The 26,356-nt window shown below is 43.6% G+C and carries 23 protein-coding genes; 6 read left to right on the top strand and 17 right to left on the bottom strand.

Annotated features, from left to right (window positions below):
• Window positions 1-55: 55 nt before the first annotated feature.
• The 8 genes from ACSQ8P_RS05030 to ACSQ8P_RS04995 form a co-directional block, all read right to left on the bottom strand.
• Window positions 56-1,609, bottom strand: coding sequence for a glycoside hydrolase family 43 protein (locus ACSQ8P_RS05030; protein WP_436234175.1), 1,554 nt, complete (start codon window positions 1,607-1,609; stop codon window positions 56-58).
• Window positions 1,610-1,776: 167 nt separating this feature from the next.
• Window positions 1,777-3,309 carry an ABC transporter substrate-binding protein gene (locus ACSQ8P_RS05025; protein WP_436234174.1) on the bottom strand — a complete coding sequence of 511 codons (1,533 nt, stop codon included), beginning with the start codon at window positions 3,307-3,309 and terminating at the stop codon, window positions 1,777-1,779.
• A 104-nt stretch (window positions 3,310-3,413) separates the two neighbouring features.
• Complete coding sequence (locus tag ACSQ8P_RS05020; RefSeq protein WP_436234173.1) at window positions 3,414-5,018, bottom strand: response regulator transcription factor; 1,605 nt, start codon at window positions 5,016-5,018, stop codon at window positions 3,414-3,416.
• Entirely contained in the window at window positions 5,015-6,772 is a 1,758-nt protein-coding gene (locus tag ACSQ8P_RS05015) for a sensor histidine kinase (RefSeq protein WP_436234172.1), read from the bottom strand. The genes ACSQ8P_RS05020 and ACSQ8P_RS05015 overlap by 4 nt, the downstream gene beginning before the upstream one ends.
• Before the next feature lie 129 nt (window positions 6,773-6,901).
• Window positions 6,902-7,786, bottom strand: a complete 885-nt coding sequence (locus ACSQ8P_RS05010) for a carbohydrate ABC transporter permease (RefSeq protein WP_436234171.1) — start codon at window positions 7,784-7,786, stop codon at window positions 6,902-6,904.
• Window positions 7,787-7,800: 14 nt separating this feature from the next.
• Window positions 7,801-8,763, bottom strand: coding sequence for an ABC transporter permease (locus ACSQ8P_RS05005; protein ID WP_436234170.1), 963 nt, complete (start codon window positions 8,761-8,763; stop codon window positions 7,801-7,803).
• A gap of 172 nt (window positions 8,764-8,935) precedes the next feature.
• A complete protein-coding gene (locus tag ACSQ8P_RS05000) occupies window positions 8,936-9,697 on the bottom strand; it encodes a glucose 1-dehydrogenase (RefSeq protein WP_436234169.1) in 762 nt (253 codons plus the stop codon).
• A 15-nt stretch (window positions 9,698-9,712) separates the two neighbouring features.
• The gene (locus ACSQ8P_RS04995) at window positions 9,713-10,990 is read right to left on the bottom strand and encodes a glycoside hydrolase family 1 protein (protein WP_436234168.1); all 1,278 of its coding nucleotides are present in this window, start codon (window positions 10,988-10,990) and stop codon (window positions 9,713-9,715) included.
• 257 nt (window positions 10,991-11,247) lie between these two features.
• Here ACSQ8P_RS04995 and ACSQ8P_RS04990 point away from each other — a divergent pair, with 257 nt between their 5' ends.
• Entirely contained in the window at window positions 11,248-12,057 is an 810-nt protein-coding gene (locus tag ACSQ8P_RS04990) for an SDR family NAD(P)-dependent oxidoreductase (RefSeq protein WP_436234167.1), read from the top strand.
• 39 nt (window positions 12,058-12,096) lie between these two features.
• Here ACSQ8P_RS04990 and ACSQ8P_RS04985 read toward each other — a convergent pair whose 3' ends face one another.
• From ACSQ8P_RS04985 to ACSQ8P_RS04960, 6 genes are all read right to left on the bottom strand, one after another.
• Window positions 12,097-12,624 (bottom strand): GNAT family N-acetyltransferase, encoded by a 528-nt coding sequence (locus ACSQ8P_RS04985; RefSeq protein WP_436234166.1) that lies wholly within the window; start codon window positions 12,622-12,624, stop codon window positions 12,097-12,099.
• A gap of 22 nt (window positions 12,625-12,646) precedes the next feature.
• Entirely contained in the window at window positions 12,647-13,099 is a 453-nt protein-coding gene (locus tag ACSQ8P_RS04980) for a MarR family winged helix-turn-helix transcriptional regulator (protein WP_436239456.1), read from the bottom strand.
• A 394-nt stretch (window positions 13,100-13,493) separates the two neighbouring features.
• Window positions 13,494-14,852 (bottom strand): hypothetical protein, encoded by a 1,359-nt coding sequence (locus ACSQ8P_RS04975; protein ID WP_436234165.1) that lies wholly within the window; start codon window positions 14,850-14,852, stop codon window positions 13,494-13,496.
• A 28-nt stretch (window positions 14,853-14,880) separates the two neighbouring features.
• The gene (locus ACSQ8P_RS04970) at window positions 14,881-15,651 is read right to left on the bottom strand and encodes a DODA-type extradiol aromatic ring-opening family dioxygenase (RefSeq protein ID WP_436234164.1); all 771 of its coding nucleotides are present in this window, start codon (window positions 15,649-15,651) and stop codon (window positions 14,881-14,883) included.
• Between the two features lie 8 nt (window positions 15,652-15,659).
• Window positions 15,660-16,319 carry an alpha/beta hydrolase gene (locus ACSQ8P_RS04965; RefSeq protein WP_436234163.1) on the bottom strand — a complete coding sequence of 220 codons (660 nt, stop codon included), beginning with the start codon at window positions 16,317-16,319 and terminating at the stop codon, window positions 15,660-15,662.
• A 22-nt stretch (window positions 16,320-16,341) separates the two neighbouring features.
• Window positions 16,342-16,746: a DoxX family protein gene (locus tag ACSQ8P_RS04960; protein ID WP_436234162.1), complete on the bottom strand. Its 405-nt coding sequence runs from the start codon at window positions 16,744-16,746 to the stop codon at window positions 16,342-16,344.
• Window positions 16,747-16,893: 147 nt separating this feature from the next.
• On the opposite strand from ACSQ8P_RS04960, the gene ACSQ8P_RS04955 reads away from it, so the two are divergent.
• The gene (locus tag ACSQ8P_RS04955; RefSeq protein ID WP_436234161.1) at window positions 16,894-17,445 is read left to right on the top strand and encodes a helix-turn-helix domain-containing protein; all 552 of its coding nucleotides are present in this window, start codon (window positions 16,894-16,896) and stop codon (window positions 17,443-17,445) included.
• A gap of 84 nt (window positions 17,446-17,529) precedes the next feature.
• On the opposite strand, the gene ACSQ8P_RS04950 is transcribed toward ACSQ8P_RS04955, so the two are convergent.
• Window positions 17,530-19,893 carry an EAL domain-containing protein gene (locus ACSQ8P_RS04950; RefSeq protein ID WP_436234160.1) on the bottom strand — a complete coding sequence of 788 codons (2,364 nt, stop codon included), beginning with the start codon at window positions 19,891-19,893 and terminating at the stop codon, window positions 17,530-17,532.
• 53 nt (window positions 19,894-19,946) lie between these two features.
• A complete protein-coding gene (locus ACSQ8P_RS04945) occupies window positions 19,947-20,993 on the bottom strand; it encodes a galactose ABC transporter substrate-binding protein (RefSeq protein WP_436234159.1) in 1,047 nt (348 codons plus the stop codon).
• 251 nt (window positions 20,994-21,244) lie between these two features.
• On the opposite strand from ACSQ8P_RS04945, the gene ACSQ8P_RS04940 reads away from it, so the two are divergent.
• From ACSQ8P_RS04940 to ACSQ8P_RS04925, 4 genes are read left to right on the top strand one after another with little or no spacing between them, the layout of a single operon-like run.
• A complete protein-coding gene (locus ACSQ8P_RS04940; protein ID WP_436234158.1) occupies window positions 21,245-21,574 on the top strand; it encodes a PadR family transcriptional regulator in 330 nt (109 codons plus the stop codon).
• 15 nt (window positions 21,575-21,589) lie between these two features.
• A complete protein-coding gene (locus ACSQ8P_RS04935) occupies window positions 21,590-22,456 on the top strand; it encodes a pentapeptide repeat-containing protein (RefSeq protein WP_436234157.1) in 867 nt (288 codons plus the stop codon).
• 13 nt (window positions 22,457-22,469) lie between these two features.
• Window positions 22,470-23,231, top strand: coding sequence for an ABC transporter ATP-binding protein (locus ACSQ8P_RS04930; protein WP_436234156.1), 762 nt, complete (start codon window positions 22,470-22,472; stop codon window positions 23,229-23,231).
• Window positions 23,232-23,999, top strand: a complete 768-nt coding sequence (locus ACSQ8P_RS04925; RefSeq protein WP_436234155.1) for an ABC transporter permease — start codon at window positions 23,232-23,234, stop codon at window positions 23,997-23,999.
• A 150-nt stretch (window positions 24,000-24,149) separates the two neighbouring features.
• Here ACSQ8P_RS04925 and ACSQ8P_RS04920 read toward each other — a convergent pair whose 3' ends face one another.
• A complete protein-coding gene (locus ACSQ8P_RS04920) occupies window positions 24,150-26,342 on the bottom strand; it encodes a family 78 glycoside hydrolase catalytic domain (protein WP_436234154.1) in 2,193 nt (730 codons plus the stop codon).
• Between the last annotated feature and the right edge of the window lie 14 nt (window positions 26,343-26,356).

The following is a 26,356-nucleotide window of genomic DNA, read 5'->3' as shown; positions in this document are numbered from 1 at the left end:
CTAAGATTGATAATTAAAGTCCGGAATCGATCTTTAACGCAATTCATATGCCATTTCACATAGTAGGGGTATATTGAAACCAATCGAACGATGCGGGAACCGTACACGATTTGCCGTTACCCGTTGCGTACAGCCCAAAGTACACGCCCGTAAAACCACCGGCTACCTCGGTCGAAAGCAGCGCGCACTCACCGGACCCAAATGGTTTACGCTCCCCATTCGGGGAAGAGTAATAGAACGCGTATTTAGCTGGCTCCGCTTCCAAACCGAGGATAATGTCTGAGCCTTCAAACTCATCTTCGAGCTCTACTTTCCAGAGCGACCCGATTCGCCTGCGAAGGATCACTTGGCGGCGTCCTTCCGCTCCACAAGTAAGTGCTATCTCATAATGGAATCTCTCATTCATATACACCGTAAGTCCAGCTTCTTCGCCTTCATGTAAAGGATCGAATGACATTAGCGTAGAAACGCTGCACCTGAAATGCTGCTGTCTCCGTCCGATAAACGCAGGAGAACCGACTTCATTTAAAGTTAAGGCTGAACCGCGAAGTGTCAACCAACCCGGTCTTTCTTCCAGTGACCAGTCCTCGTCTCGCGGATTTCTTAAGAAGTTCCACTCAAGCTGCAGCTGATTGGAATTAAAATCATCAACGTCAGGCGTAGGCGTCTCATCGACTACAAGAGGAAGCGTTCCGGCATCCATCTTCTCAGCAATCTTGCCGCCATCCCCGATCACAGGCCATCCGTCCGTGGACCAAGTAACCGGAGCTAGGAAAGTCTCACGCCCCAAATGGTGGTGCCGCCCGCTAAACGGAACGGATACGGGACGAATCCCTAGGAAAACGGCCCACCAGCTTCCATCCTCCAGTTGGACGAGATCCGCATGGCCCGTTGCCTGGATGGAACTTCCCGAACTCCGGTGAGTCAGGATAGGATTGTCAGGATTGCTTTCGAACGGTCCGTATGGCGAATCGCTCCTTGCGATTGTAACCATATGACCATATTCGGTCCCTCCCTCTGCAATCATCAAAAAATACTTCCCGTTAACCCGATACAGATGCGGGCCTTCCGCAGATTTTGCGCCCGTTCCTTGCCAGATGAGACGTCGTTCGGATAACAATTCTCCGGACTCCAGGTCGATTTCCGCTTGATAAATCCCCTTCGGCTCGTCCCCGAAAAAACCGCCGGTTCCTGTAATGTAAACGCGCCCATCTTCATCAAAAAATAGGGACGGATCCACGCTTGGCCACTCTGGCCATATCGGTTCAGACCATGGCCCCTCAGGACTTTCAGCCCATACGTAGAAATTGCGAAACATTTTAACATTCGTTGTAATCATATAGAAACGGCCGTTATGAAAGCGAATAGTTGGCGCATAGATGCCCATTGAGCTTCTGCAGCCTTCCAGGTCCAACTGGCCTTGACGGGTAAGGCAGTGTCCAATTTGCTTCCAATGAACGAGATCTCGGCTATGGAAGATCGGAACGCCAGGAAAATATTCAAAAGAACTTGTAACCAGATAAAAATCTGCACCTACCCGACAAACACTTGGGTCAGGATGAAAGCCGGGGATTACTGGGTTTGAATATTGAATTGTTGACTCCGCCATTTTGATCGCCCTTTCTTTGTTTAACGCTCTACTAACATCTTAATGTCAATCTAAATATGGCACTAACACTCTCACGACACATCCATAACGTTTTACCGACTTCCTTTTAAGTATGAAGGGCAAATAAAAACCAGGCCCATTAAAATGGAAACCTGGTCTTAACGTTCTTATTTTTTGTTTGCAACCGCCCAAGCATCTAGCTGCTTTTGCTTCTCCGTAATAACTTTATCAATACCCGCGGCTTTCAGTTTAGCTCTGAAGTCAGGCAATTTATCGGCCGGATCGAGTGTTCCTGACTCTAAACCTTTTGCATACTGATCTGTTACATTTTTAAGAGCAATAACCTCATTTTTAACAGGTTCCGAATTGAATGTAAATCCAAGTGCTTTAGACTTGATAGCTTTTTGATTAGCTTCTGCAGTCAATTTCCACATGTCCTGTAAGTCTGACTTCATTAGATAGGCGATGGATGGATTAGCGTAAATCCAACTTTGAATCGAATATCCAACTGTCTTGGAATCAATACCTGCAGGGTAATCGATTGAATTCTCCGACGCCTTCACATAGTGCTTCCCTTCGATTCCATAAATAAACAAATTTGCAAGTTCCTTATCTGTGTACATCAAATTCATAAGCATCATGACACGTTCAGGATTAGTAGAATTTACGGAAATGGTCCACAAACCACCTTGCGTATTGGACGTAGTCGAATAAATATTAGACATCAAGGGCGCATACACGAGCTCTTTGCCGTTCGCTCGGATTTCCGACTCCAAGTTGCCCGGTCTAAGGCCGATGAAATAAGAAAATGCCTTGTCAGCCTTCAACAAATCTGAGGCGTTAGCTTGGGTTGTAGCAGCATCCTTATTGATATAGCCTGCCTTAGCCCAACTATGAACCTTATTCAAATAATTTTCATACTCTTTGGTCTCGAACAAATTCACGACTTTCAAACCATTGTCATACTCAGGCAATACACCTAAGCGATCCCCCAGTTTATCATACCAGACATAAACATCTGACGGCATGGATAATCCTGCTCCGAGTGGAGCGATAGTTGGCTCATTTTCCTTAATCGTCTTATACACTTGATCCAAGTCATCAATCGTCTTAATAGATGCTACATTAATTTTGTACTTTTCCACTAAATCTTTCCGCATAAGTACTCCAGGAACTCCTGTCGTGTAATCCTTATAGACAGGCACGCCATAGGTCTTCCCATCAATTTTAACGCTAGACAGAAAGGCAGGATCGATCTGTTTTTTTATTCCGTCGCCATACTTATCCAATAGATTGTCGATCGCGACAAAGTTTCCAGTCGCCACACTTGAGCTGTACCCTGCACCAAATTCAAAGGACAAATCCAGTTTCTCACGGCCAGAAGTCATTAAATTCTTTTGTTGAGCCCAAGCCCCGATACTAATAGGTATTATTTTGACTGTTGCGTTAATTTTGGCCTTTGTAATTTTGCTTATTTCATCTTGCACGGCTTGCGTATCCTTCGGAACTGCTCCGAACGCCGGCATGGCAATTGCGATCTCATAAGGATCTTTCGTCGCACTACTCAGAGTTGTGCTAGAAGTTGGAGTTGCAGTTGCACCACTATTTCCATCAGTTTTCGAAGATGAACATCCAGTAATTGCTCCCGTTAACATAACTGTGACAAGCGATAATGTCGCCAACTTTAATTTCCTTTTCATCTCGTATCCCCCCCCCAAAGTATCAATCATTTACACCTTCATCATATCCTTCAATGAAGTGGGCGACTAACACTCTACCGACATCATAATAGCGTTTTCACGACTTATTGATCTTTGTTATTTTGACTTCGATACTCCATTGGCCCTAAGCCAACGTGTTTTTTAAATAGTTTTGTAAAATAGGAAAAATTCGTGTATCCCAAAGTCGATGCAATTAAGCTTACAGGGCGCTCTGTATGTGACAATAACTCTTTGGCCACTTTGACTTTTTCAATCACAATATAATCCGATAAAACGTAACCCGTCTCTTTTTTGAAAATTCTAGTTAAATAATCGGGATGTAGAAAGACTTGGTCTGCAATCATTTCACGTGTCATATCTTGATCCAGGTTATGTGAGATATATGTTTTAACGATCTGAACTATTTTCTCTGTCTCTTTAATCGCTTCTGCATGGATCATCGCCTTGTTAACAGCATGACGAGCCCAGATGAGCATATCCATGATGGACCGCACCGCCGATTCCGAGATATGTCTTGATTCTTCATCACCAAATAATTGATTGGCTTCAATCCCTTTCAAGTTCAGAAAGGAGTATACAACTTGGGTAAAATTTTGATTGAATTGGTGTAAAATATCAGCATTCATTCCTTGGTTTTTGACAAGACTGTCCAAAAGCGTTTCCACTTCATGAACGACAGCATCCTTCGTCGCTGTTTTCATAAGTGAGGCAACTATGCTGAGTGCTGGCAGCTTTGCTTGAGGCATAGAAGTGCCTTTATCAGGCTGAAGATAGACTTGGTTTACGAATGCAACATTATTCCGATCTTGTCTCCTTAACTCTGCTACCATTTCGGCCATTTCATAAGCTTCTACGGCGTGTCCAAAATAACAAGAGAGATCACTATAAAAATATTCGTTACACGAATAGATATACTGTTCACAAGCTCGATATAGATGTTCGTATTCCCAATTCGTCCCCCTATTTGCGACCATAATCAACAAGAGCATTCCCCGATCCAAATGAAAACATATTCCATTTGAACCTTCACCAATTATGATTTCTTCGGCTGAATTTTTAAGGGCATATGCTAGAATCTTCTCGTCTCTTCGATTTAACTCTTTTCTCCACTTTTGGACCGAAATGAGAATGGGAAGAAAGACCGAATCTTCCGTTATAGGAATGTGATGCAATTCCACTTGATCTCGTATCGCGGAGGGCTGGCTAGGTATTGAATGGTTGATCAAGTCCACCCAGAACCTTTCAATAATAAAGGAATGGTGCTTGAGCCATAGTTGATGGGATTGACTGTTTCTATTGAACTCACTGTTTCGATTTATGATGTCCTGCGCCTTTCGAATGGCATTTTCCAAGTCAGCTGCACGGACAGGCTTAAGTAAATAATCAACACTACCCAGTTGAAGTGCTTCTTTCGCGTACTTAAAATCAGCATGACTTGTAAAGAAGATCGTTGCTGTATTCGGATGATGCTCTCTCACCCAAGTCAGCAAATCAAAACCGCTGCCTTGGGGCATCTCGATATCACACAACAAAATGTCGATTCTTTCCCTTACGAATAAGTCTTTGGCTTGTCTGACATTAATGGCTGTATGCAGTCTGCTGATGCCTAATTTATTCAGATCAAGGTCGGATTTTACCCCTTCAATAGCCAGAACTTCGTCGTCTACAATGAGCAGATGATAATTCATCTCGTTTCCTCCAATCCTGGGTTTGTAGGGACAATAATTTCTATTTTAGCTCCAAAGGTATGAAGATCGTTATCATATACGATAGATGCGACTTCACCGTACAAAAGTCGTAATCGCCGTTCCACATTCCAAATCCCAGTATGCTCACCACGTTCATTTTCCACACTTCTGCCTGCCTGCAGTTTTTCAAGTATGTCTTTCTTAAATCCTGGTCCTGTATCTCTTATGCTTATTTTCATTCTGGAGCCATGCTCTTCAATCAGAAATTCAATCTGAACCTCAATAATGAGCGGTTCATCCAACGTAACGGCATGCTTAATTGAATTCTCGACAAAGGATTGAATGACGAGTGGAGGGATCGGGACATCTAATAAGTAATCCGGTGAGTGGATCGTCCATTTCAATTTTTCAGGAAAACGCAAGTTCTGGATCTTTAAATAATTACGAGTATGTTCAAGCTCGTCTTTAAGCGGTACGAAAGACGTATTGCTCCGGAACATAAATCGGAAATATTCGATTAAAGACATGGTCATATCCAAGATCAAATCATAATTCTTAATCTTAGCCAGATTATAGATAATATTGAGTGTATTTAAGAAGAAATGAGGATTGACTTGCAGTTGTAGCCTCTGTAATTCCTCCTTTTGCTTATTCAACTGCTCCTCATAGACGTTAATTCGGAGCCGTTCAACCTCTGACATCATGGCATTAAACGCCCCACCCATCAGTTGAAATTCTCCCGAAGTATTGCTAAGCTCTACCCTACTGCTCCAATCTCCTTCTCGAACTTTTTTCATTGTGCGTAGTAATCGATAAAGTGGCACCAGAACAGATTGCCTCATAGCATATAGGCCTATTGGGATAAAGAGAAATGCAGCGATCGTGATAAACCAAACAATGGACTGCAGATAGGGAAGCTTAGCTAATATATAATGATCGGGTATTAATACATTTAAACTAAAATCTCCTCGATTAGACAGAGCACCCACTACAAGAAATTTCTTTTTCGTGCCTGAAATATAATATTCATTTACTTTCTGTTGAAGTTCAATCCCATATTCACTTACTAGTTTTGAATTGGAAATAGGTTCGCCTTGTGTATTGGCTAATAAAACCTCTCCCTCTTCTCCAATTTGAAGCGAACGAAGGGGATTTACCAATTCCTCCGTATTAATCAAAGCGCCCAGGTAGGTGTCACCAGCACGCACAATATCAACAAGGTAATTAACTTGGTTAATTTGCACATATTTCCAAACTTTAGAGGAACTACCCTTCAAAAATAAATCAGAATGAATATATTCAATCAGATATTTTTCAATAATGTCATTTCCCTTAATGTCTGAAGCATTCTTCTTAGAAATAGTTAAGAAATCTTGCCGATGATCCGTATAGGCAAAAAAAGAACTAATCGGATCGTACAAGTTAATATCCTTACTTAACTTGTTAAACAAATATATTTTAGCACTGTAATACTCCCCATCAGCTGCCTCCTGGCTAAGCGATAACAAATCGTATCCTGTGCCGGCAACCGTACGTATATACGAATCGATGTCGTCTAATTGAGAATCACTCTGATCCGTATACAGATTCAACGTATTCTTATAAGAATCCGCAACCTGACCCCTTACGACATGAATAGCATAGTAGTTGTTGTATAAGAGCATCCCCACCAGCGGCATCGTCATAATGAACACGCTGACGATTAACTTGACTCTCAATGACGCTCGTCTCCAGTACCATGCGGGTGTTTTCATGTCGTTTCGGCTCCTTTTGTTACTCAAATTTAAATTTCAGATCTATCATACTCTTATAAGAACTGGCAACGCCACAACCATAATAAGTCAGTTGTGGCGTTGAGCATATAAGAGAATCCAACCGGCACCTTATCCTTTTACAGCACCAATCATAATTCCTTTGATAAAGTATTTTTGGAAGAATGGGTACGCCACCAGGATAGGGAGGACCCCAATGACTGCTATGGCCATTTTTACAGCATCTGTAGGCATTTGTTGCATAGCATCACTTGCATTATTCGTCATATTCGTGCTTATGAATTGAATATCCTGCATGATTCGATTAAGCAGATTTTGTACACTGTACAGATTAGGATTGGTAATGTAGATCATACCTAGCTGCCAATCATTCCAGTACATGATACATTCGAAGAGCCCGATCGTTGCTAATATAGGGCCCGAGAGCGGAAGCACGATGGACCATAAAGTCCTATATTCACCGGCTCCGTCTATTTGTGCAGATTCGATCAAAGCACTAGGAATCGTCGTCTGGAAGAAGGTTCTCATCAACATCACGTAAAATCCGTTCATCAGGAGCCCCGGTACAATTAGTGCCCAGATCGTATTTTTAATATGGAAGATCTGTGTATAAACCAAGTAGGAGGGAACCAGTCCTCCATGAAACAACATGGTAAAGAAGACGATAAACATAATCAAATTGCGATATGGCGTAACACTTCTGGATAAAGGATAAGCCAAAAGAGCCGTCATGGATACACCTAAAACTGTCCCGACTACCGTAACGAAGATTGTCACTCCGTAAGCCCTGGCGATCTCTCCCCCTCTTTCGTATAAATACACATACGCAGCCGTACTAAACGTATGTGGGACGAACGAATAACCATATGCGATAATATCATTCTGATCCGTTAGCGAAGCAGAAATTAGCAGTATGAACGGGAGAATACAAATGACGGTGAACAAAAACATCGTGATATGGCTGAACCATGTCAATCCTCTACTCTCTTTTTTCATCGGCGTCTACCTCCTTAGAACAATGCGCTATCTTTGCTGTATAGTCGCACCATATAGTTTGCAAGCATAACAAGTAAAAATCCAACGAGAGATTGATACACTCCTGCCGCTGTGGACAAGCCAATATCCCCATTGCCCGTTAATCCTTTAAATACATACGTATCTATCGTGGCTGTTGTATTAAATAATGCACCAGAATTCATTGGAACCTGGTAAAATAAACCGAAATCAGAGTAGAAAATTCTTCCGATACTGAGCAGCGTCAGCATGATGATAACTGGTGTTAGAATCGGCAAGGTAATATGGCGGATCTGCTGCAATCGGCTTGCACCATCGAGCCTAGCAGCTTCATAGTACTCTTCATCAATTCCCAGCAATGCCGCAAAGAAAACAATGCTCGAATAGCCAACACTTTTCCAAAAATGAACCATCGTTAGAATCCAAGGCCAATACTTTTCCTCTGTGTACCAAGAAACGCCATCCTTTATACCAAACCAAGGAAGTACAGTGTGATTCATGAATCCCGTATCTGCACTTAAGAGGGCATATACCAAATAGCTGACGATGACCATGGAAATCAGATGCGGTAAAGTGATCACACTTTGATAAAACTTAAGCAATACTTTGTTTTTAATCTCGTTTAACAAAATCGCACAGGCTAAGGACAAGAAGGTTCCAACAACAATAAACAATAAATTGTAAAGAATGGTATTTCGGGTAATAATATAAGCGTCCGATGTCTTAAAGAGATACTCAAAGTTTTTCAATCCAATCCAGTCACTTTCTAAAATGCCTTTAGCAAAATTTATTTTTTTGAAGGCAATGACGATCCCGAGCATCGGGAGATAATTATTAAACAACAGGTACAGGAGTCCAGGGGCCATCATGATTAGAAGTGGCAAATATTTACGAAACCTATTCTCTTTCTTCTTGTACTGGATACCCACCCGTGGTACAGTTGCCGATGCTTTTTCCATCTTAGAAACCCTTCCTTTCCGTATATTCTATAATGTCTTACTTTGATTTTAAGGGATATGCTTTCGTCCATCTAACAATCTAACGACATCATAGTAACGTTTTAACGACTTTCTCTTCTTCGAAATAAAAAAGGACCGATCGGGGAAAAGCCCGTTCAGCCCTTCATTTGCTTTAATACGACGTCCAACCACCATCAGCTGCGATGACAGTCCCATTCACAAACTTTGAATCCTCAGATGCAAGGAAAAGAGCAACGGTAGCAATTTCACTCGGGTTCACTGGTTCGCGCCGTTGCGTGCCCGCTCCATTTTGGAACTCCTGTAAAGCTGCCATGTCGATATTGCCCATGGAATCCATGATACTGGTTAGAACACCGCCTGGTGCAATAGCGTTACAGCGAATGCCGGATTTCGCGTACATGTATCCAACGTTTTTGGTGAGTCCTACTAGACCATGCTTGGAAGAGGTATAAGCTACGCCTCCCTTACCGCCAGTTATCCCAGCGGCGGAAGCAATATTTACTATTGCCCCCTCCCCCTGTTTCAACATGAACGGAAGCGCTTTGCGAATGGCGCGCATTGGACCTGTCAGATTAATCCCTATAACCCTGTCCCATAAATCGTCCTCGATCGTTTCAATTAATCTGAAGCCGTCCATGATTCCTGCATTGTTAACGAGGATGTCGACTCTTCCAAATGCTTCGGCAGCCCTTTCCACCATAGCCTGGATGTCTTCTTCCTTCATGACATTAGCGACAACGCCTATAGCTGTACCGCCATTTTGGTTAATCGCGTTAACAACTGCTAAGGTGGCTTCTTCATTCATATCCGCTACCACGACCTTGGCGCCTTCCTCCGCATATAGTTCTGCAATCGCTTTGCCAACACCTGAGGCTGCTCCTGTTACAATCGCTACTTTATTTTGTAGTTTCATACCTGTCTCCTCTCATTAAATTGCATTTTCTTTAGCAATATGACCTAGATGAACACCGCTAGATTTAACAGTACGTTCCTGTGTAGAACGATCTACAGCAATAAGTCCAAAGCGCTTAGCGAACCCAAGCTGCCACTCAAAATTATCCATCAAGGACCAATGCATATAGCCCAAAACCTGATATCCGTCTGCAATACAATCTTGGACACCTTTCAGGGCTTGATCGATGAAAGCAACACGACGTGTATCATCATCCGTTGCTATGCCATTTTCAGTAATCATAATTGGCATTTTAAGATGCGAGCTAACATATCTGACAACGGCCCCAAGTGCCTCTGGGTAAAATTCGTTCCCCATTTGTGTTGTCTCTGCATCTTCAGGCACGGGGAGAAGACCATCTGGTCCATACACGGCACGCGTATAGTTTTGTAACCCGAAAAAGTCATCATCATGCAAGTATGGAACAAATTGAACAAACTCCTCTTGCCATGCATGTCTCGCGTTTTCTTCACCGCCAGGAATACTTTGGATATCGTAGAGCGACAAGGTAACTCCTACTTTGGTTTGCGGACTAACCAGCCGAATGGCTGCTCGCGCTTCCACATGCGCTTGAAAGATAACTGCCAAGCCTTCCTCCGAACGTGGAGCTAAAAACGAGTGAACTTCGGTAGGAGCCACTCCAAATGCTTTACTTAACCCCATGAAGTATTTTTGCATCTGTGCCGCCATGTTCTCCATATTCATGCCGACTTGTGCACCAGGAGAACCAGATTTGAGTGCGTATCGCTTCATAATCTTCTTAATCCCAATGGAGATATTCGCCTCATTAATTGTACATACATATGGGATCAACTCGCCTAATTCACGCATGACATGTGTACAATATCGTGCAAATCGGGCAGGCGTATCCGCCGACTCCCAACCCCCTAGCCGAATGAGCCATTGTGGTGAGCTGAAATGATGGAGTGTCACAATCGGAGTTATCTTATTTGCTTTGCACGCAAGTAAAACTTCCCGATAATGTTCAATTTCTGACGCTTCGAATTGCCCCTCCTCTGGCTCGATTCGAGCCCATTCAATGGAGAATCTATAGGAATTCAATCCCAAATTAGCCATTTCAGTAATATCACTCTTAAAACGGTTATAGTGATCTACCGCGCTGCCTGAGGGTTCCTTGAACACCGAGCCCTCCAAGTTTTCCATCAGCCAAAAATCAGAATTCGTATTATTGCCTTCTACCTGATGTGCTGCAGTGGATGCCCCCCATAAAAAGCCTTCTGGAAAATGTGCCATGCCTACTCCTCCTTAACTTCGGTTAATTGCTGCATCCTCATTTTATAAGGATCTTATAGCCACAACTAACAATCTAACGACTCTTCTCTGACGTTTTGACGACTTTCTACAAACGCAAAAGAGTCGTTTAATTACCACAATGAAGTCGTCAAAACGTTAGTGAAGAAACATCATTTGACTTAAGGTTAGTAGTACTGCAAGTCATACTGCCAAGTTCGAATTACCGTATCTACTCGATCAATAGGAGGATTTTATTCATGACAGACTTCACTAGTGTACAAAACAAAGTCGCAATTGTTACCGGAGCTTCAGATGGTCTCGGTAAGGCAATAGCCATGTGCTATGCAGAAAATGGGATGAAGGTCGTTGTATCGGATATTAATGCCGAAAAGGGTTATAGGGTCATTGAAGAAATTAAATCTACAGGTGGAGAAGCGTCTTTCTTTCAAACGGATGTCAGCAAAGAGGAAGATGTTAATGGTATGGTCGACTTTGCTATTGAAACTTATGGCCGTTTAGACGGTATTGTAAATAATGCCGGTATTAGCGCCGAGAGTAGGCCAACTCATGAATATTCAACATCTGAATTTGATAAGTTAACATCCATTGACCTAAAAGGTGTATTTCTTGGTATGAAGTTTGGCATTGAAGCGATTCTCAAGTCGAAAGCATCTGGAGGATTCGTGATCAATGTTGCATCTTTAGCTGGCTTGTTAGGCAATAGTTCTATGGCTATTTATACTTCAGCCAAGCATGGCGTTGTAGGTCTTACGAAGAGTGCGGCACTCGATTATGCTCCATACAACATTACCGTCAATGCAATTTGTCCGGGGACTATCAAGACTTCAATTTGGGGAAATGCTCCTGAAGAAGTTATTCAACAATATGCAAAATTGCTATCCCCGAATGGAAGACTAGGCGATCCCAAGGAGGTTGCACACTTAGCACTATTTTTAGCCTCAGATTTAGCTCGTTACATAAGTGGTTCCGCAATCACAGTCGATGCTGGCTCTAGCGCTGGTAAGCTTACGCCCACCCAATGGTCCCACCCAGAAATATTGGATTAAATTATACAAAAAAATGGAGTGCTATGAAGTAATTAAACTTCAATAGCACTCCTTGAGTGTTTTGATCATAATTAAATCTATTTGTTCTTCATCACCCATATAGAAAGAGTGGGCTCCTTTTTGCACAAAGTCCATTTTTTTATAAAAGGTAATTGCGCTCTCATTTTTCTCCCAAACCCCTAGCCAGATTTTCTCTTTTTTCCATTCCATCGCTTTTTCTATAGCTATATTTATTAGATATTTCCCAAGCCCCTGTTTATGATGTTTTTTCCTTATATAAATTCTTTCGATTTCAAGCGAATCATTGCCCATTTTTTCAGTTTGAGCATCATTGGTGTTTACCTTTAAATACCCGGCAATTTCTTCATTAGAATAAACAAAATAAAATTCGGAAGAGATATTTGATAATTCTTTTTCTAATTGGTTTAAATTAAATGCTTTTTCCAAGTAGTTTTTCATATTTTCTGGTGAATTTTGATTCTTAAATGTCTCAATAAATGTTTCAATACTAATTTCCTGAAGTAATCCTAGATCTCCAAATGTACATTTCTTTATATTTACTGTCATTTTATTTGTCTCCTTTACTAAATCAGTAATTTCTCTTGTTTCCTTTTTTTACAAACTCCCAGTCTTTTACTACATTTTTTCTGACTCTTTGCAGCAGGTTACAAATCGTTTCTACTTCACTTTCGGAGAACCCAGATAGTGCGACCATATTGGAATAATCATTTTCCCTTTTTATCAAAGGGTAAACAGATTTCCCTTTCTCTGTAGGAAATAGTTTTTTAATTTTCAGGTTATATTGATCATCATTCTTTTCAATAAATCCATTAATCTCCAGTTTCTTTATAGCACGAGCAGCTGTTGTTCGGTCTACCTTTATCATTTCAGCTAACTTCTCTTGAATAATTCCTGGATTTTCACATATTCGCACGAGATACAAGTACTGTCCTTTTGTAAGGTCATATTTTTTAAATTCTATATTACTAATAGAATCCAATGCCCTAGCAATCATTCCAACCTCACGTAGAATTTCCTTCATAAATGCAACTCCACTAATTTTGTATTTTTCAAACGTATTAAAAAAATAGTACTTTATTTTTGTTGTATTTACAACAAAAATTCCTGCAGGCTTTTCCATACTAATCTGCCCTTTACTTGAAAAAAGGCAACCAGTCCATCTGGACTGGCTACCTTCTTGTTTTATGAAGAGTAAATCTGTTGGATTTTACATTTGGGAATTAATGTTACCAAATATTCCCTCGAATCACCAGAGTTTAATAGACAGAACCCCAGTTAACCATCACTAGATTAGGTTGACAAGAACTTTCCATTCGTGAAATATATAGACCAAAAACAAAATACCCTTTACCAGGCCTGAAAGCCAAGTAGAGGGTAAACTGTGCTCACTTAAAGGAAATCCAATGTACATAATTTCACGACACAACAATCATCAAATAAATGATCAGAACTATCGCCATACAGCCAGCGAATTTGTAATTCGGCACGGCCACCTCAAACACTGGCTTCTTAAACAGACCCGCAAGCAAATTGTTCACGGCCGATGCTGGTGATATAGGATTGGACAAGCTCCAGCTTCCCAACAGCAGTACTGCGAAATACATCGAACTGATCTGCACGCTCGCCGGATCAATGCCGCCAGCAAGAATAGTTACCGGCACGATCGGATGAAGGCCGATTAACGATGTTCCCGCAATGAGAGCCACCGTGAATAGCGAGAATGTTAAGGATACCGACAGCGGTATTTGCTCCAGCATTGCCGGAACCGAGGATCCGAACCTGGTTGCGCCAATTGAACCACTGAAGAAGCCGGCAGCCAAGAACAGTGTGATTTCCTTCTGTAAGGCGGGTAGCGTGACGGTAACATGATTCATCAAACCATGTCTGTATACGGACATCGCCCCCTTAGTCATGCACCAAAATAACGGAAACAATACAGCCGCCATACAAATTAACATCACCATCGGAAGCTCGACCAATCGCTCCAATATGAATATGGCGATTATTGCGGTTATTAAATATAGGCCAAGCCCTATCGGGAAAACCGCACCCCCTTGCTTCGCAGCCAGCTCCTGTTGAGGCGGCTCCGTAGCTGCCTCCTGCAGTTCTCGGAAATCGACCGCCAAGCTTATGACAAGGCTTAAGACAGCCAATCCAAGCAAATAAGGAAGAACGGACGACCAAGGTAAATCAAGCGCCGATGTGACAAGCGTCATCGCAGCGAAATAGGGCGACCATAGAATCGCCCCCGCAAATCCCCGGTTTAGCGCATTGGCAAGCAGCCGGGACATACCAGGTTGCGGCTTTACAAAAACCATTTGATATACGACAGGGATCGAGCCGACGTTGATAAACACACCCATGATTTGTGTAAGAAACTGCGTTCCAATGAATAAAGCTGCTTTGCTGCGAAAGTTTTCTTCGTAGAAACGCTTCAGGGCTTCGACGTATTCGGGAAGCCGGACCGGAATCCCAAACAGCGGCGCGAATAGGAAAAGCGTAACGATCGTCACGTTTATTCCCGCCGACGCAAACCAAACCGACGCCTCCACTCTTTGCAGCAACATGAGGACTGTCCCGCTAACTATAAAGGACACTGTCAGCCAGAAGGTTAACCCCTTAAGATTCGGCAACAAAAGGGCGATTGCCAAAAAGACAAGGCATCCCAGTACAGGAGTAAGCATCTCCAACTCTGTCAGCTGCTGTACAATATAAACCGCGGCAATGGAGAATATGATTGTCCTCTCCATTGCCGCTTTAACTGCGGATTTCATCCGATCCGCCCTCTTTCACTTAACATCATTAATTAAATTGCCAGCAGCTTAAACTTAGATTCCCATATTGATAGCTGCGGTGAAGAAGTTTCGCCTGACGATTGGAGTCACCGGATCCCATTGCTAGAAACAGCGGAATGAAGTGTTCACTCGTTGGTACGGCTTCTTGAGCATTAGGAGCCAGTTCATGATATTGAAATAGCGCCTCTGTATCCCATGACTCAATCTTATTCTGGAGCCAGTTGTCGAACTGCTCAGCCCAATCGTCGTTTCCTTCAGACTGCCACTTTAATCTTCTTAAATTGTGGACGGTTCCTCCGCTTCCGATAATGAGAACATCCTGTTCCCTAAGTTCCGACAACGCTTTACCAATTTGATACTGCTGCTCGTTACTCAGATGACGATTCACAGATAAAGCGACAACCGGGATATCCGCCTCCGGATAAAGCAGCTTCAAAACCGCCCAAGCCCCATGGTCAAGTCCTCTACTCTCATTCAGAACGCTCTGAATGCCTTGCTGTTCAAACAGCGCTCGAACATGCTCGCTTAGAGCACGATCGCTCTTGGCCGGGTAGGTCATCGTGTAAAGCTCATCCTGAAACCCGCCAAAATCATAAATGGTTTCATACGTTTCAGCAGCGCTAACCGTCTGTACCGTCTCTTCCCAGTGAGCGCTAAAGAGGACGATTGCTTTCGGTCTAGGTGTATAATCCTTAAAGTTTTTAAGCAGTTGTGTATATTCGTTATCCTCAAGCACGATCGATGGGGCGCCATGCGCGAAAAAATAGGAAGGCATCATACCATTTCTCACTCCTTAGTTGTAGTCAAACCAGCATCCTGCTTAAGCCAATTTAGAAAATCAAATTGGTTCTCTTCCGATACCCCGTGATCCGTCGGATATAAATGAAATGCTAGGCGCGGCGACTGCTCCTTGAAATACGCCGCTGTCTCGTGGCCGATCCGAACCGGGAACACGGAGTCATACTCTCCATGGGAAATAAATACCGATACGTCCTTCACACTTCGTAGTGGATACTCCGTCTTCACAAAGTCAGGAACGTACCCGTTCAGCGCAACGATCCCATTCAGCTCATCTCCCATCGTAAGCGCAAGTGTCATTGACAGAATTGCACCTTGGCTAAATCCAAGCAAATACCGTTTGCCTGGATCGATGGGATACTTTTCCGTCGCATCATGTATGAATGCTTCGAGTTGTTTAACCGCTTCGTCAAACATCTCGCGGATGGGATTGCCCAGACTCTTCAAATCATAATACTGGTATCCCGCTCCAAGCGGCAGATTACCGCGTATACCGATAATGATGAAATCATCAGCCAACGGAGCGACCAAACCGAACATATTTTTTTCATTGGAGCCTTTGCCATGCAGGGTAAATACTACTGGATATTTCTTGTCCGGGTCCATATTAGCCGGTAAATGAACGTCATATTGATAAAATGGATTCATCATAATCCCCCTTAGTAGTAAGTTATGCTCTGCGTTTGTTCATAATAAGACGGTCGACTGAGAGAGTCGATTGCTCAGCAACAACCAGATACAACAATACCAACATAAATCCAAGATCCAACTCATAACCAGACATTTGCCCATCTCCCAGAAGTCCTAACGAAAGCTTCGTTGTTACAATTGCACCGATTAGCATAATTACAAACAATCCAGATACATAACGTGTAAACAATCCCACAATCAGCATAATACCGCCAACAAGCTCAAGTATTGCTATGAAATACGCCGAAAATCCCGGTATACCGATAGAGCTGAACCACGCCTCAACATTGGCGAGACCCATTTGAAACTTAGCGATTCCATGAGCCATTAATATGATTCCCATCACCACACGCATAATAATTGAAACAACTGCTGTTTTCGTCATTCCTATACCTTCTCTCCATAAAATATTAGTAATAAAGAAATAAATTTTATATGACTAATTTAAACCCAAATGCATTGACTTGTCAACACGAAAATTGCTAATATAAAATTATATTTCTTATTACTAATATTTAAGGGGTGCATTAGGATGGATATCGGCTCCACGATACGAGCGATTCGGAAGAGAAAAAATATTACCATCGCTCAAATTTGCGAAGAAACCGGCTTGTCCCAAGGCTTCATGAGTCAGGTTGAAACTAATAAAACCTCCCCCTCCATATCAACGTTGGAACATATAGCACAGTCTTTGAATGTGCCATTAGCTTATTTGCTACTAAAGAAAGAAGATCGAATGAATATTGTTCGAAAGAATGAAAGAAGAATCACAACAAGCGGCTCCGAAGATCTGAAGGTGGAGCATCTGAGCTCTACAAAGAACGTAAAAATGATGCTTGTAGAGTTCCCTCCTGGGAGTTCGACAGGGGACGTACCTCATGCTCATGAAGGTGAGGAGGTCCATGTCGTCGTTAAAGGAAGAATATACGCAGAGCAGGGAGAGGATGCGGCTGAATTCGGTGAGGGCGATTCGTTCAGTTGGAACGCATGCACACCCCATGTGGTAAGGAATATCGGGGAAGATACGGCAATCGTGCTTATATCCATCTATAAAGAAAGCGACAGCGGACAAGACCTTATCTAAATGTGTAAGGGTTTGGTGAGCGTAAACCACGCTAAAAACAGTTGGAGCTAAGCGCAAATAAGCCACTTAGCTCCAACTGTTTTTTCATTTTTTTCTTTCTTCTAAAAATTTATATATCGATGCAAAATCAAGGGGGGGGCTAATATAATAACCCTGGATTTCATCACATCCCAAAGCTTTTAACAAATTAAATTGTTCTTCCGTTTCTATCCCTTCCGCAACTACCTTTAGCTGTAAATGGTGTCCTAGATCAATAATGGCCTTGGATATCGTCCTATCATAATCAATGACAGTCATTTCACTAATAAACGACTTATCAATTTTTATGGTATGAAGAGGGTAGCGGCGCAAATAACTGAGTGAAGAATAGCCCGTACCGAAGTCGTCTACTGAAATTTTCACACCTAGATCTAAGAGCTTCATTAGAGTTCCAGCAGCTTTCCCTTGTGACATGGTCGTACTCTCCGTTATTTCCAGCTCAATGTCTTCAGCTCGAATCTGGGATTCCGATAGGATCTTGGTTATGACATCTAAGAATTGATCCTGCTCCAATTGCAATACGGAAACATTTACGGTAACAATCAGATCCGGATAGCCGCTTTGCTTCAGTTCTTTAATATCAGAACAAGCTTGACAAAGAACCCAATTGCCTAATTTTAGAATAGCGCCTGACGATTCAGCTATCGGGATAAACTCCGAAGGAGAAATCCATCCCATTTCAGGATGTTCCCATCGAAGCAGAGCTTCCACCTTAACAACTTGTAACGTCTGCGCGTCTACAATTGGTTGGTAAAATACATGAAATTCGTTGTTGACCATGGCTGATGCCAACTGAGTTTCCAACATAATCTTACGCTCAAGATCTTCCAGCAGTATATTCGAGTAAGCACTCAGATGGTTTCTTCCCGATTCTTTGGATTTAATCATGGCAATGTCTGCATATTTCACTAATTCTTCCGGGGTGCTTCCATCGTCTGGGTATATACTGATTCCAATGCTAGCAGTCGTATCGAATTGCACACCTTTTATTGAATAAGAGGTAGCTAACGCCGTATGAATCTTATTAGCTTTTAAATAAGCTGCTTCTTTTCCAGAAATTTTTGTTAACAGCACAGTAAACTCATCCCCGCCTAATCGCGAGACGGTGTTCTCTGGCTCCATACCCTCTTGAAGCCGGGAGGCTATTACTTTTAGAAGATCATCCCCATAATCATGGCCCCATGTGTCATTCACCCATTTAAATCGGTCGAGATCAATGAACAAAACGGCAAGCCGCACTTTTTGCTCTGCAGCCTCTCTGATAGCGCTTTCCAACTTATTGAAAAAATGAGCTCTATTCGGTAAAAGTGTTAAAGGATCGTAAATGGCTTGCTTCTCCAATAAATTTCTGGAACTCTCAAGAGAAGACATCATGGTATTAAATTCTTTTTCCAATTGGGCAAATTCATCAGAACCTTTGCTGCTGATCCGTAATGTAAAATCTTGTTTTTGCGTGATGGAACGAAAATTAATGACAAGCCCTTCCATCCTCTTCAGAATCATTCGATCGATTACAACCATGATACCTACAGAAATAAAAATAACAATAAAGGTTAATACAAGAGCATACAGCTTTACAGCAAATTGGCCTGGATTGTATACATTCCGTGTTTTTTCTGAGGATAGAACAAGATAAGGATTCCCGAATACATCCTTTAATAACGAATGGACAATGACTTTCTCATTTGAAATATTATCCAGCCAGATAAAAGGGGTTCCGTCCGCATTTTCATGGATTGCTGGAATCTCCAGATCTTTAGCTAACTGAAATTTAAATTGGGAATGGTTTAAAATAGTCAAACGTTCAATTTCCATTGCATCTAAAAAGCGACCGATAACCAAAGCACCTTCAATAGGTCCCTCCATAGTGCTTTTAATAACGGGAAGTGAAACAACAAGCATAGGTCCCTCGCTGGTAGCAATAACCCCTGTTTTACTCTGGAATTCTCCCTGGAAATGAATCAAAGCTCCCCTGTTTGCTAATATGGAATCTATCATCCCCGCCGGAGGTTCGGTTTGCCTACCTGCTGCTACATCATAGAAGCGATTGTAAATCACCTGATCTTTTGTGCCGAGCAGCGCTAAAAAGTGGATGACGTTAGTCTGGAAGAATGCGTCGTTGAATTTGTTTTGAATGTAAGGATCATTTTCTAACTGCTCAGGTCTCCTCATTTTTTTCATAAAATCATAGGTGGCGTTGGATGCCGAATAGTCGATCACATTTGATTTCAAATTTTCCGTTTCATGTTCCACGGTTAATATCATATTTTTCATTTCCGCATTGAGTGCTCTTGCATCCAGTTGAGCAAAACGGTTCAGCAAAATCCGGTCTAATGAAAAATAAGTACAAGCAAGCCCGAAAAGTACAATCATCCCGACAAAAATCAATACTTTCTTGCGTAAAGTCATATCTTCATCCCCCAATGACCTGCTAGTCCTCTATGTTGTCCTTAAAAAGCGGGTTATCTGGCATCATTAAGGTTATCTTTCGTAATTTTTTTATAAGCAGTCCAGATATATTTTCCTTCCGTCAACTCATATCCGCCTATATTTTCTTTATTTGGCGTTTGTTTATTAGCTAGAACCTTAGCCAAGTTAAATAAAGCGTTCGCTTGGTTCTTCGCATCATTTAATACCGTTCCAAGCAAAGTCCCATCCTCCAATGCCTTGATCGCATCGGCTGTCGCATCGACACCCACAACCGGTATGTATTTGTTTGCTTTAAAATATCCCCATTTTTTAAGGGCTTCGATAGCACCGAGTGCCATTTCATCATTATTTGAAAAAACAGCCTCGATTCGGTCACCATGCGTTGCCAAGAAAGCAGCCATCTTCTCACGTCCCTTATTCCGGTCCCACCCTGCAGTATCCTCAGCCAGCTTCTGGACTTTGATGCCTGCATCTTCAACGGCTTTTACCGAGTATTTCGTGCGAATTTCTGCATCTTGGTGACCTGGCTCTCCTTTTAACATGACATATTGCATCGTACTGTCTTTATTTTTGTCTGCTTCCGGATGTTTTTTAAAATAATCGGCCATAATCTCACCGGCCATCGCACCGGATTGTTCTGCTTTTGCACCTACGTAGTAAATTTTATTCCATTTTTTCATATCATCCGAAAGCGGTTCCCTATTATAAAAAACAACCGGTATATCAGCATTCTTAGCTTTATCGATGATAATACTCGTCGCGGTCCGATCCACTGGGTTAACCACGAGAGCGTCAACCTTATTATTTATGTATACTTCCATATTCTCATTCTGAATCTGTTGCGAATTTTGACTGTCCTTAAAATAGACAGATGCTTGACTTCCTGCCACTTGCGCGAAGACATTCCGCACCTGAGCTATATATGTATCACCAAAATTATAAACCAAAAAACCAATTCTCTTGGTTGATGCGTCGGATTCTGCTCCGGTTAACTTCCGGCCCGATTCCTTCATTTGACTACAGCCTGCAGTGGCTACCAAAACTCCTGCGAATAGAAGGCTAATCACCTTTTTATTCATTCTGTTACCACCTTCATTATTGAGGTAGATACGACCATGGAGCGGATCCCCGTGACTACTTTTGAATTCAACTTGAATTATTCGACAGCATTTTTAATGACTCCTCCCAAAAACGACCTGTGTTACGATTTACTCTCTTCTATTGCAAATACTTTTTCAAAATGAATATTTTTAAACAAAGTATTTGATTCAAAATACTACCTTTACAGACACAGTAGTATATCGTATTATGTGTATACGGAGGTGATGACATGAGCGAGAACAAAATTACATCCGACCTGCTGCGCGGACATACCGATACGATGATTTTACGGCTCTTATCCGAAGCTGACCGCTACGGTTACGAGATTGTCAAAACGATTGCCGAGCGCTCAGGCGGCGAATATGAATTAAAGGAAGCCACGATGTACTCCAGTGTCCGGCGGCTTGAAACAGACGGCGATATCGAGTGGTATTGGGGTGACGAATCTCAGGGCGGACGGCGCAAATATTTTAGGATTACCGAAAAAGGCAAGGAAACTTATGAGCGCAACAAAAGCAATTGGGAGTATTCAAAGCGCGTACTAGAAAATTTATTATAAAGGAGATTTGATGAGATGAATCCGAAATTAACGAACTATTTGAACGGTGTTTTCACGCCATACGATGGGGTAAAAAGTGTCACCGAATTAAAGGCGGACCTGCACTCCGATTTGCAGGAGCGATATCTCGAACTCAAAGCCGAGGGCAAAGACGATGAAACAGCGTTTAAGATGACCATTGAGAGCATCGGCGACATCGAACAAACGATTCTGGAGGTCGCCAACCTCTCCCGCTCGCTGGAACGGCAAGTAGTGACAAACTTTAGCGCGAGCAACCTGGCAATGGGCGACTTTGCAGGCGTTAGGGCCCATAAAGGTCAATTTAATGCTAGCGCGTTACGCGGTGCCGACTTTACGGGCGCTGACTTGACCGGAAGTTCGTTTAAGACCAGTGATTTACGTGAAGCCAATTTTGACGGCGCAAATCTGACGGACTGTGCCCTAACTGCAACTGACCTTACGAATGTAAGCTTCAATGAATCGATCCTTGTACGCACCAACTTCAGTGTCTCGGGGATGGAAGGAGCCAAATTCACAGGTGTAAAACTGACCGATGTCACGCTAAGCAAGATCGACCTTAGAAAAACAATCTTTGAAGGTTGTATCTTTGACGGCGTGGACTTCGAATATTCCGACCTGAGCGGGGTGCGTTTTGACGGGCAAACCTTTATCGGCGTTAAGTTTGACAAATCGGCAGTAAACGAAGTTTCATTTAGGGGCGCTATACTCAAGAATGTTTCTTTTCAGGCGTTCTTTTCATTGACCAATAAGTATTACCGTGCCTTCAAAACCATCTGCTTTGACGGCGCAGTCATGGATAAGCTGACCTATGCTTCACTTAAAGGAATGGGGGCCGATTTGTCTAAGGTTACTGTTCGATAAGGAGGGGAACTTTATGCCAAACAAATCAATTAAAGTGATTGGTCTGCAAAAGTCCTACAAGCAGCATCAAGTCTTAAAGGGTGTGGATTTCGAGGTTGAAAAAGGTAGTATTTTCGCCCTGCTCGGCTCCAACGGTGCTGGCAAGACAACGGTTGTCAAAATCCTCACCACCCTGCTTAAACAAGACAGCGGAACAGCCAGCGTTAACGGATTCGATGTTGCGTCAAAACCCGATCATGTGCGGCAGGCAATCTCTCTGACAGGGCAATTTGCCGCGGTGGACGAAATTTTGACCGGACGAGAAAATCTGATCATGATTGCAAAGCTGCGATACCTCAAGAATCCGCGTCAGGTTGCGGACGACTTGCTTAAACGCTTCAACTTGACAGACGCCGCCGACCGCAGGGCGTCTACGTATTCCGGTGGTATGCGCCGCAGGCTAGACATCGCCTTGAGCCTTGTGGGTAATCCGCAGATCATTTTCCTCGACGAGCCGACAACTGGGCTTGATCCCGAGGCGCGCATCGAGGTTTGGAAGATTGTTAAGGAGCTGGCGAGCGGCGGCACGACGGTGCTCTTAACCACGCAGTATATGGAGGAAGCTGAACAGCTTGCCGATCGAATTGCCATTCTGCATGAGGGTAGGATTATCGCTAGCGGCACACTAGCGGATCTAAAAAAGCTGTTCCCATCCGCCAAGGTGGAATATGTTGAAAAACAGCCATCATTAGAGGATATCTTCCTCTCTATCGTCGGCAAAAAGGAGGCGAAGTAAATGGAAACGGCAAAAAATCATTTTTTCACCGATATTAGCGTTATGCTTGGACGTTCCATGCGCCATATTTTCCGCAGTATGGACACCATCATCACGGTCTGCATCACGCCAATTGCCATGATGCTGCTGTTCGTCTATGTGTTAGGCGGTGCCATTCAAACTGGAACGGATAACTATGTGAATTACCTGTTGCCAGGCATACTGCTTATGGCGATCGCAAGCGGCATAGCCTATACGTCTTACCGCCTGTTTATGGATAAGCAGCGAGGCATATTCGAGCGGTTTCACACCATGCCGATTTCACGTTCCGCCTTGCTTTGGGGACATGTGCTGACCTCTCTGGTGTCTAACGCCATATCACTTATCGTCATCATTCTTGTAGCGTTGATTATGGGTTTTCGTTCGTCCGCGGGCATACTGCCTTGGCTTGCCGTAGTAGGCATACTCGCGTTGTTTACACTGGCCTTAACTTGGGTCGCGGCGATTGCCGGACTGTCCGCAAAAACGATTGAAGGTGCAAGCGCATTTTCCTATCCACTTATCTTCCTGCCGTTTATCAGTTCGGCGTTTGTGCCGACCGAGTCCATGCCGTCCGTCGTTCGCGCCTTTGCCGAAAACCAGCCGGTGACCTCGATCGTGAACGCCATCCGTGCACTACTGGCAGATCAGCCGGTGGGTAATGAGATATGGGTCGCTCTTGCGTGGTGCGTCGGGATTTTATTGGTAGCCTATTTCTTTGCAATGAGGGTGTATAAAAATCGGGTGTAAAAAATATCAGCTCAGCATAAAGCACCTAAGTGGTGCTTTTTATTTTGCCTTACGACTACAGCCATGATGCAAATGGAATAGCGGTATCCATGAACTTGAAAATCAAGTCGTGAAATACCGCTATGATTGTTGAACACATTGAAATTATTGTTAAGATGTACATCCCTCTTGGTGCTGCAACAGATGCTCCAGCTTCGTGCCGTCGTAACTCAGCTTGATCCGCCCCGCAGGCACCGTCAACTGCAGCTCGAACGGCTGAAGATCAGCCCGCAACTTAGTCTCGCACGTATAAGATCCTCCTCCTGAAGTTACTGGGATGAGACCGATAATATCCTCGATGAGCACGGGAATCGGCGAACTCGCCCACGCGTGGCAAAGACTCGTATTCCACTTCTGATCCTTTCCCCAAGCCTCATACGCGGTTGTAGCCCCTTCCCGCAGCATATTTTGCCAAGAATGCTCGTCGTCCGACATCATCAGTTCGTAGATCAATGCGTACCCTCCGGCTTTTGCCAAGCTTTTCAGCACAAAATAAGACATATACACACCGCAGCTGAATCGCTTGTGTCGTATTAATTCAACAATTGCCGGGACGGCCTCCTCTGGCGCCAACCCGAAAAATAAAGGCAATACATTCGCATGCAGGGAAGCATGGTCCGTAAACTCAGCATCCGCAAATAAGCGTGTGGACGGACGGTAAAAACGTTGACAGAACGCTTGCTTAAGCACCGGAAGGAGATCATCATACGGAATTGCGAGTATGTCCTTAATTTCTTGAACGGCACCGATACAGCCGATATAAAAGGCGTTCATCACCGCATGACAGCCGTCGCCGACAGGGCGGGTAAGTGGAAAATCGTAGCCATCTCTGAGATTGTCGGGCCAGTCGACCAGGTTCCATTTTTCCTTCACATGTTCAATGAGCCCGTCGCCCCGCTGGTAGCGTTTAAAATAGGCAACGATCCCCTCTGCATACGGGAGCATCTCCTGCAGAAATTCTTGATCACCGGTCAGCTTGTAATACGTCAGCAGTTGCATGGGCCACTGGCAGGAAAAATCCGCGATCTCCTGCATCAGATTTCCTGGCACTACTGCCATCAGTCCTGGGCATACGGCGGCGCTCAAGGCAAACTCGTGCAGCGCTTTCTTCCACATGCGCGGATCGCCGCTCACGTACAGATGGCCATGGCCAATCACGGTGTTGTCGCCTAGGTACTGGCCCTTCTCTCTGCTCGGACAATCGAGATACGATTCTTGCGTGCAATTCCGCAGCGCCCGCTCACAAATATCCCAAATCCCCTGCAGGATTGGGTCCTGACTTTTAAAAGTAGCATAGGTTTCCTTTACTTGCGGATAATGACGAACGACAGCTGAAACAGCTCGGGTATCAACCACGGCCACGGACGATATGACCTCGACATACCGAAAGGTTTTATAATCGAAATTTTCAAGTACCTGCTCCTCATCCGACAACGTCCAAATCTCCTTGTAATTGCAATTGCACCGCATCTGGAAGCGTACCGTACCGTCATCGTTCAGTTCCTCACCGCACCTGACTTCAATCCGATCCCCTGCAGCACCCGACGCTTCCAAGGAAAACTGGCCGGTTATTTCTTCCCCGAAATCAACGATGAAATGTCCTTCATTCAACTGTGTGATCTGTACTGGACAAATACGATACGTATCCACTACCGGCGTTGGCTGGCTATACAGCGCATAGTCGTGCTTCGCTAACGGAATGGCATGCCCCCAATTGTTATCGTCAAAGCCCGGCAAGTTCCATCCGGGAACATCCAGCCGATTATCGATATGCTCCAAATACTGCGTGTCGTATCCGACCGTTTCGGTCTGCCAGTCGCCATATTTCCAGATTCGCTTGCATGTCCAGCTTTCATCGCTCCGACACACAACTTTGTCTCCCGCCTTCAGTTCAGCAATGAGCCCCTGTCTCAAATCGCCGCTGCTGTATGCTCGGTTTACAAGTCCTTGATAATAGACGTGAACGGCAATGACATTCACCCCATCCATAACGAAAGGAGAAATATCAAGTCGGTTGTAATAGTAATGAAACTTGTAGTTTTGAGCGGGTCCCTGGGCAACATAACGGCCGTTCACATACAGTTTGTAATAATCGTCGGCACTTAGATCAAGCAGCAAGGGTATCTCCCCCGCCGCCGCAAGATCCAACTTAAACTTCTTGCGAAACAAGGCGTGGTGATGCTTGAGCTGAACCGGGTGCAAGAAAGGTTCGGGTGGAAGCATTTCTTTATAGAGAAGGTCGACGGGACTCATGTCCGCAAAATCGGAATGCTGAATCCATAACGCTGCCCATGTTTTATCCATTTTCACAATCCCCT

The sequence above is a fragment of the Paenibacillus sp. LjRoot153 genome, assembly GCF_964253085.1.
Lineage (GTDB): Bacteria > Bacillota > Bacilli > Paenibacillales > NBRC-103111 > Paenibacillus_E.
The sequence above is the reverse complement of the archived record's forward strand: the minus strand, read 5'-3'. Positions and strand labels throughout refer to the sequence as shown.

Bases quoted from the DNA above. Each gene is read 5' to 3' on its own strand.
- ACSQ8P_RS05030 (WP_436234175.1), bottom strand. From the start codon at position 1,609: ATGGCGGAGTCAACAATTCAATATTCAAACCCAGTAATCCCCGGCTTT.
- ACSQ8P_RS05025 (WP_436234174.1), bottom strand. From the start codon at position 3,309: ATGAAAAGGAAATTAAAGTTGGCGACATTATCGCTTGTCACAGTTATG.
- ACSQ8P_RS05020 (WP_436234173.1), bottom strand. From the start codon at position 5,018: ATGAATTATCATCTGCTCATTGTAGACGACGAAGTTCTGGCTATTGAA.
- ACSQ8P_RS05015 (WP_436234172.1), bottom strand. From the start codon at position 6,772: ATGAAAACACCCGCATGGTACTGGAGACGAGCGTCATTGAGAGTCAAG.
- ACSQ8P_RS05010 (WP_436234171.1), bottom strand. From the start codon at position 7,786: ATGAAAAAAGAGAGTAGAGGATTGACATGGTTCAGCCATATCACGATG.
- ACSQ8P_RS05005 (WP_436234170.1), bottom strand. From the start codon at position 8,763: ATGGAAAAAGCATCGGCAACTGTACCACGGGTGGGTATCCAGTACAAG.
- ACSQ8P_RS05000 (WP_436234169.1), bottom strand. From the start codon at position 9,697: ATGAAACTACAAAATAAAGTAGCGATTGTAACAGGAGCAGCCTCAGGT.
- ACSQ8P_RS04995 (WP_436234168.1), bottom strand. From the start codon at position 10,990: ATGGCACATTTTCCAGAAGGCTTTTTATGGGGGGCATCCACTGCAGCA.
- ACSQ8P_RS04990 (WP_436234167.1), top strand. From the start codon at position 11,248: ATGACAGACTTCACTAGTGTACAAAACAAAGTCGCAATTGTTACCGGA.
- ACSQ8P_RS04985 (WP_436234166.1), bottom strand. From the start codon at position 12,624: ATGACAGTAAATATAAAGAAATGTACATTTGGAGATCTAGGATTACTT.
- ACSQ8P_RS04980 (WP_436239456.1), bottom strand. From the start codon at position 13,099: ATGAAGGAAATTCTACGTGAGGTTGGAATGATTGCTAGGGCATTGGAT.
- ACSQ8P_RS04975 (WP_436234165.1), bottom strand. From the start codon at position 14,852: ATGAAATCCGCAGTTAAAGCGGCAATGGAGAGGACAATCATATTCTCC.
- ACSQ8P_RS04970 (WP_436234164.1), bottom strand. From the start codon at position 15,651: ATGATGCCTTCCTATTTTTTCGCGCATGGCGCCCCATCGATCGTGCTT.
- ACSQ8P_RS04965 (WP_436234163.1), bottom strand. From the start codon at position 16,319: ATGAATCCATTTTATCAATATGACGTTCATTTACCGGCTAATATGGAC.
- ACSQ8P_RS04960 (WP_436234162.1), bottom strand. From the start codon at position 16,746: ATGACGAAAACAGCAGTTGTTTCAATTATTATGCGTGTGGTGATGGGA.
- ACSQ8P_RS04955 (WP_436234161.1), top strand. From the start codon at position 16,894: ATGGATATCGGCTCCACGATACGAGCGATTCGGAAGAGAAAAAATATT.
- ACSQ8P_RS04950 (WP_436234160.1), bottom strand. From the start codon at position 19,893: ATGACTTTACGCAAGAAAGTATTGATTTTTGTCGGGATGATTGTACTT.
- ACSQ8P_RS04945 (WP_436234159.1), bottom strand. From the start codon at position 20,993: ATGAATAAAAAGGTGATTAGCCTTCTATTCGCAGGAGTTTTGGTAGCC.
- ACSQ8P_RS04940 (WP_436234158.1), top strand. From the start codon at position 21,245: ATGAGCGAGAACAAAATTACATCCGACCTGCTGCGCGGACATACCGAT.
- ACSQ8P_RS04935 (WP_436234157.1), top strand. From the start codon at position 21,590: ATGAATCCGAAATTAACGAACTATTTGAACGGTGTTTTCACGCCATAC.
- ACSQ8P_RS04930 (WP_436234156.1), top strand. From the start codon at position 22,470: ATGCCAAACAAATCAATTAAAGTGATTGGTCTGCAAAAGTCCTACAAG.
- ACSQ8P_RS04925 (WP_436234155.1), top strand. From the start codon at position 23,232: ATGGAAACGGCAAAAAATCATTTTTTCACCGATATTAGCGTTATGCTT.
- ACSQ8P_RS04920 (WP_436234154.1), bottom strand. From the start codon at position 26,342: ATGGATAAAACATGGGCAGCGTTATGGATTCAGCATTCCGATTTTGCG.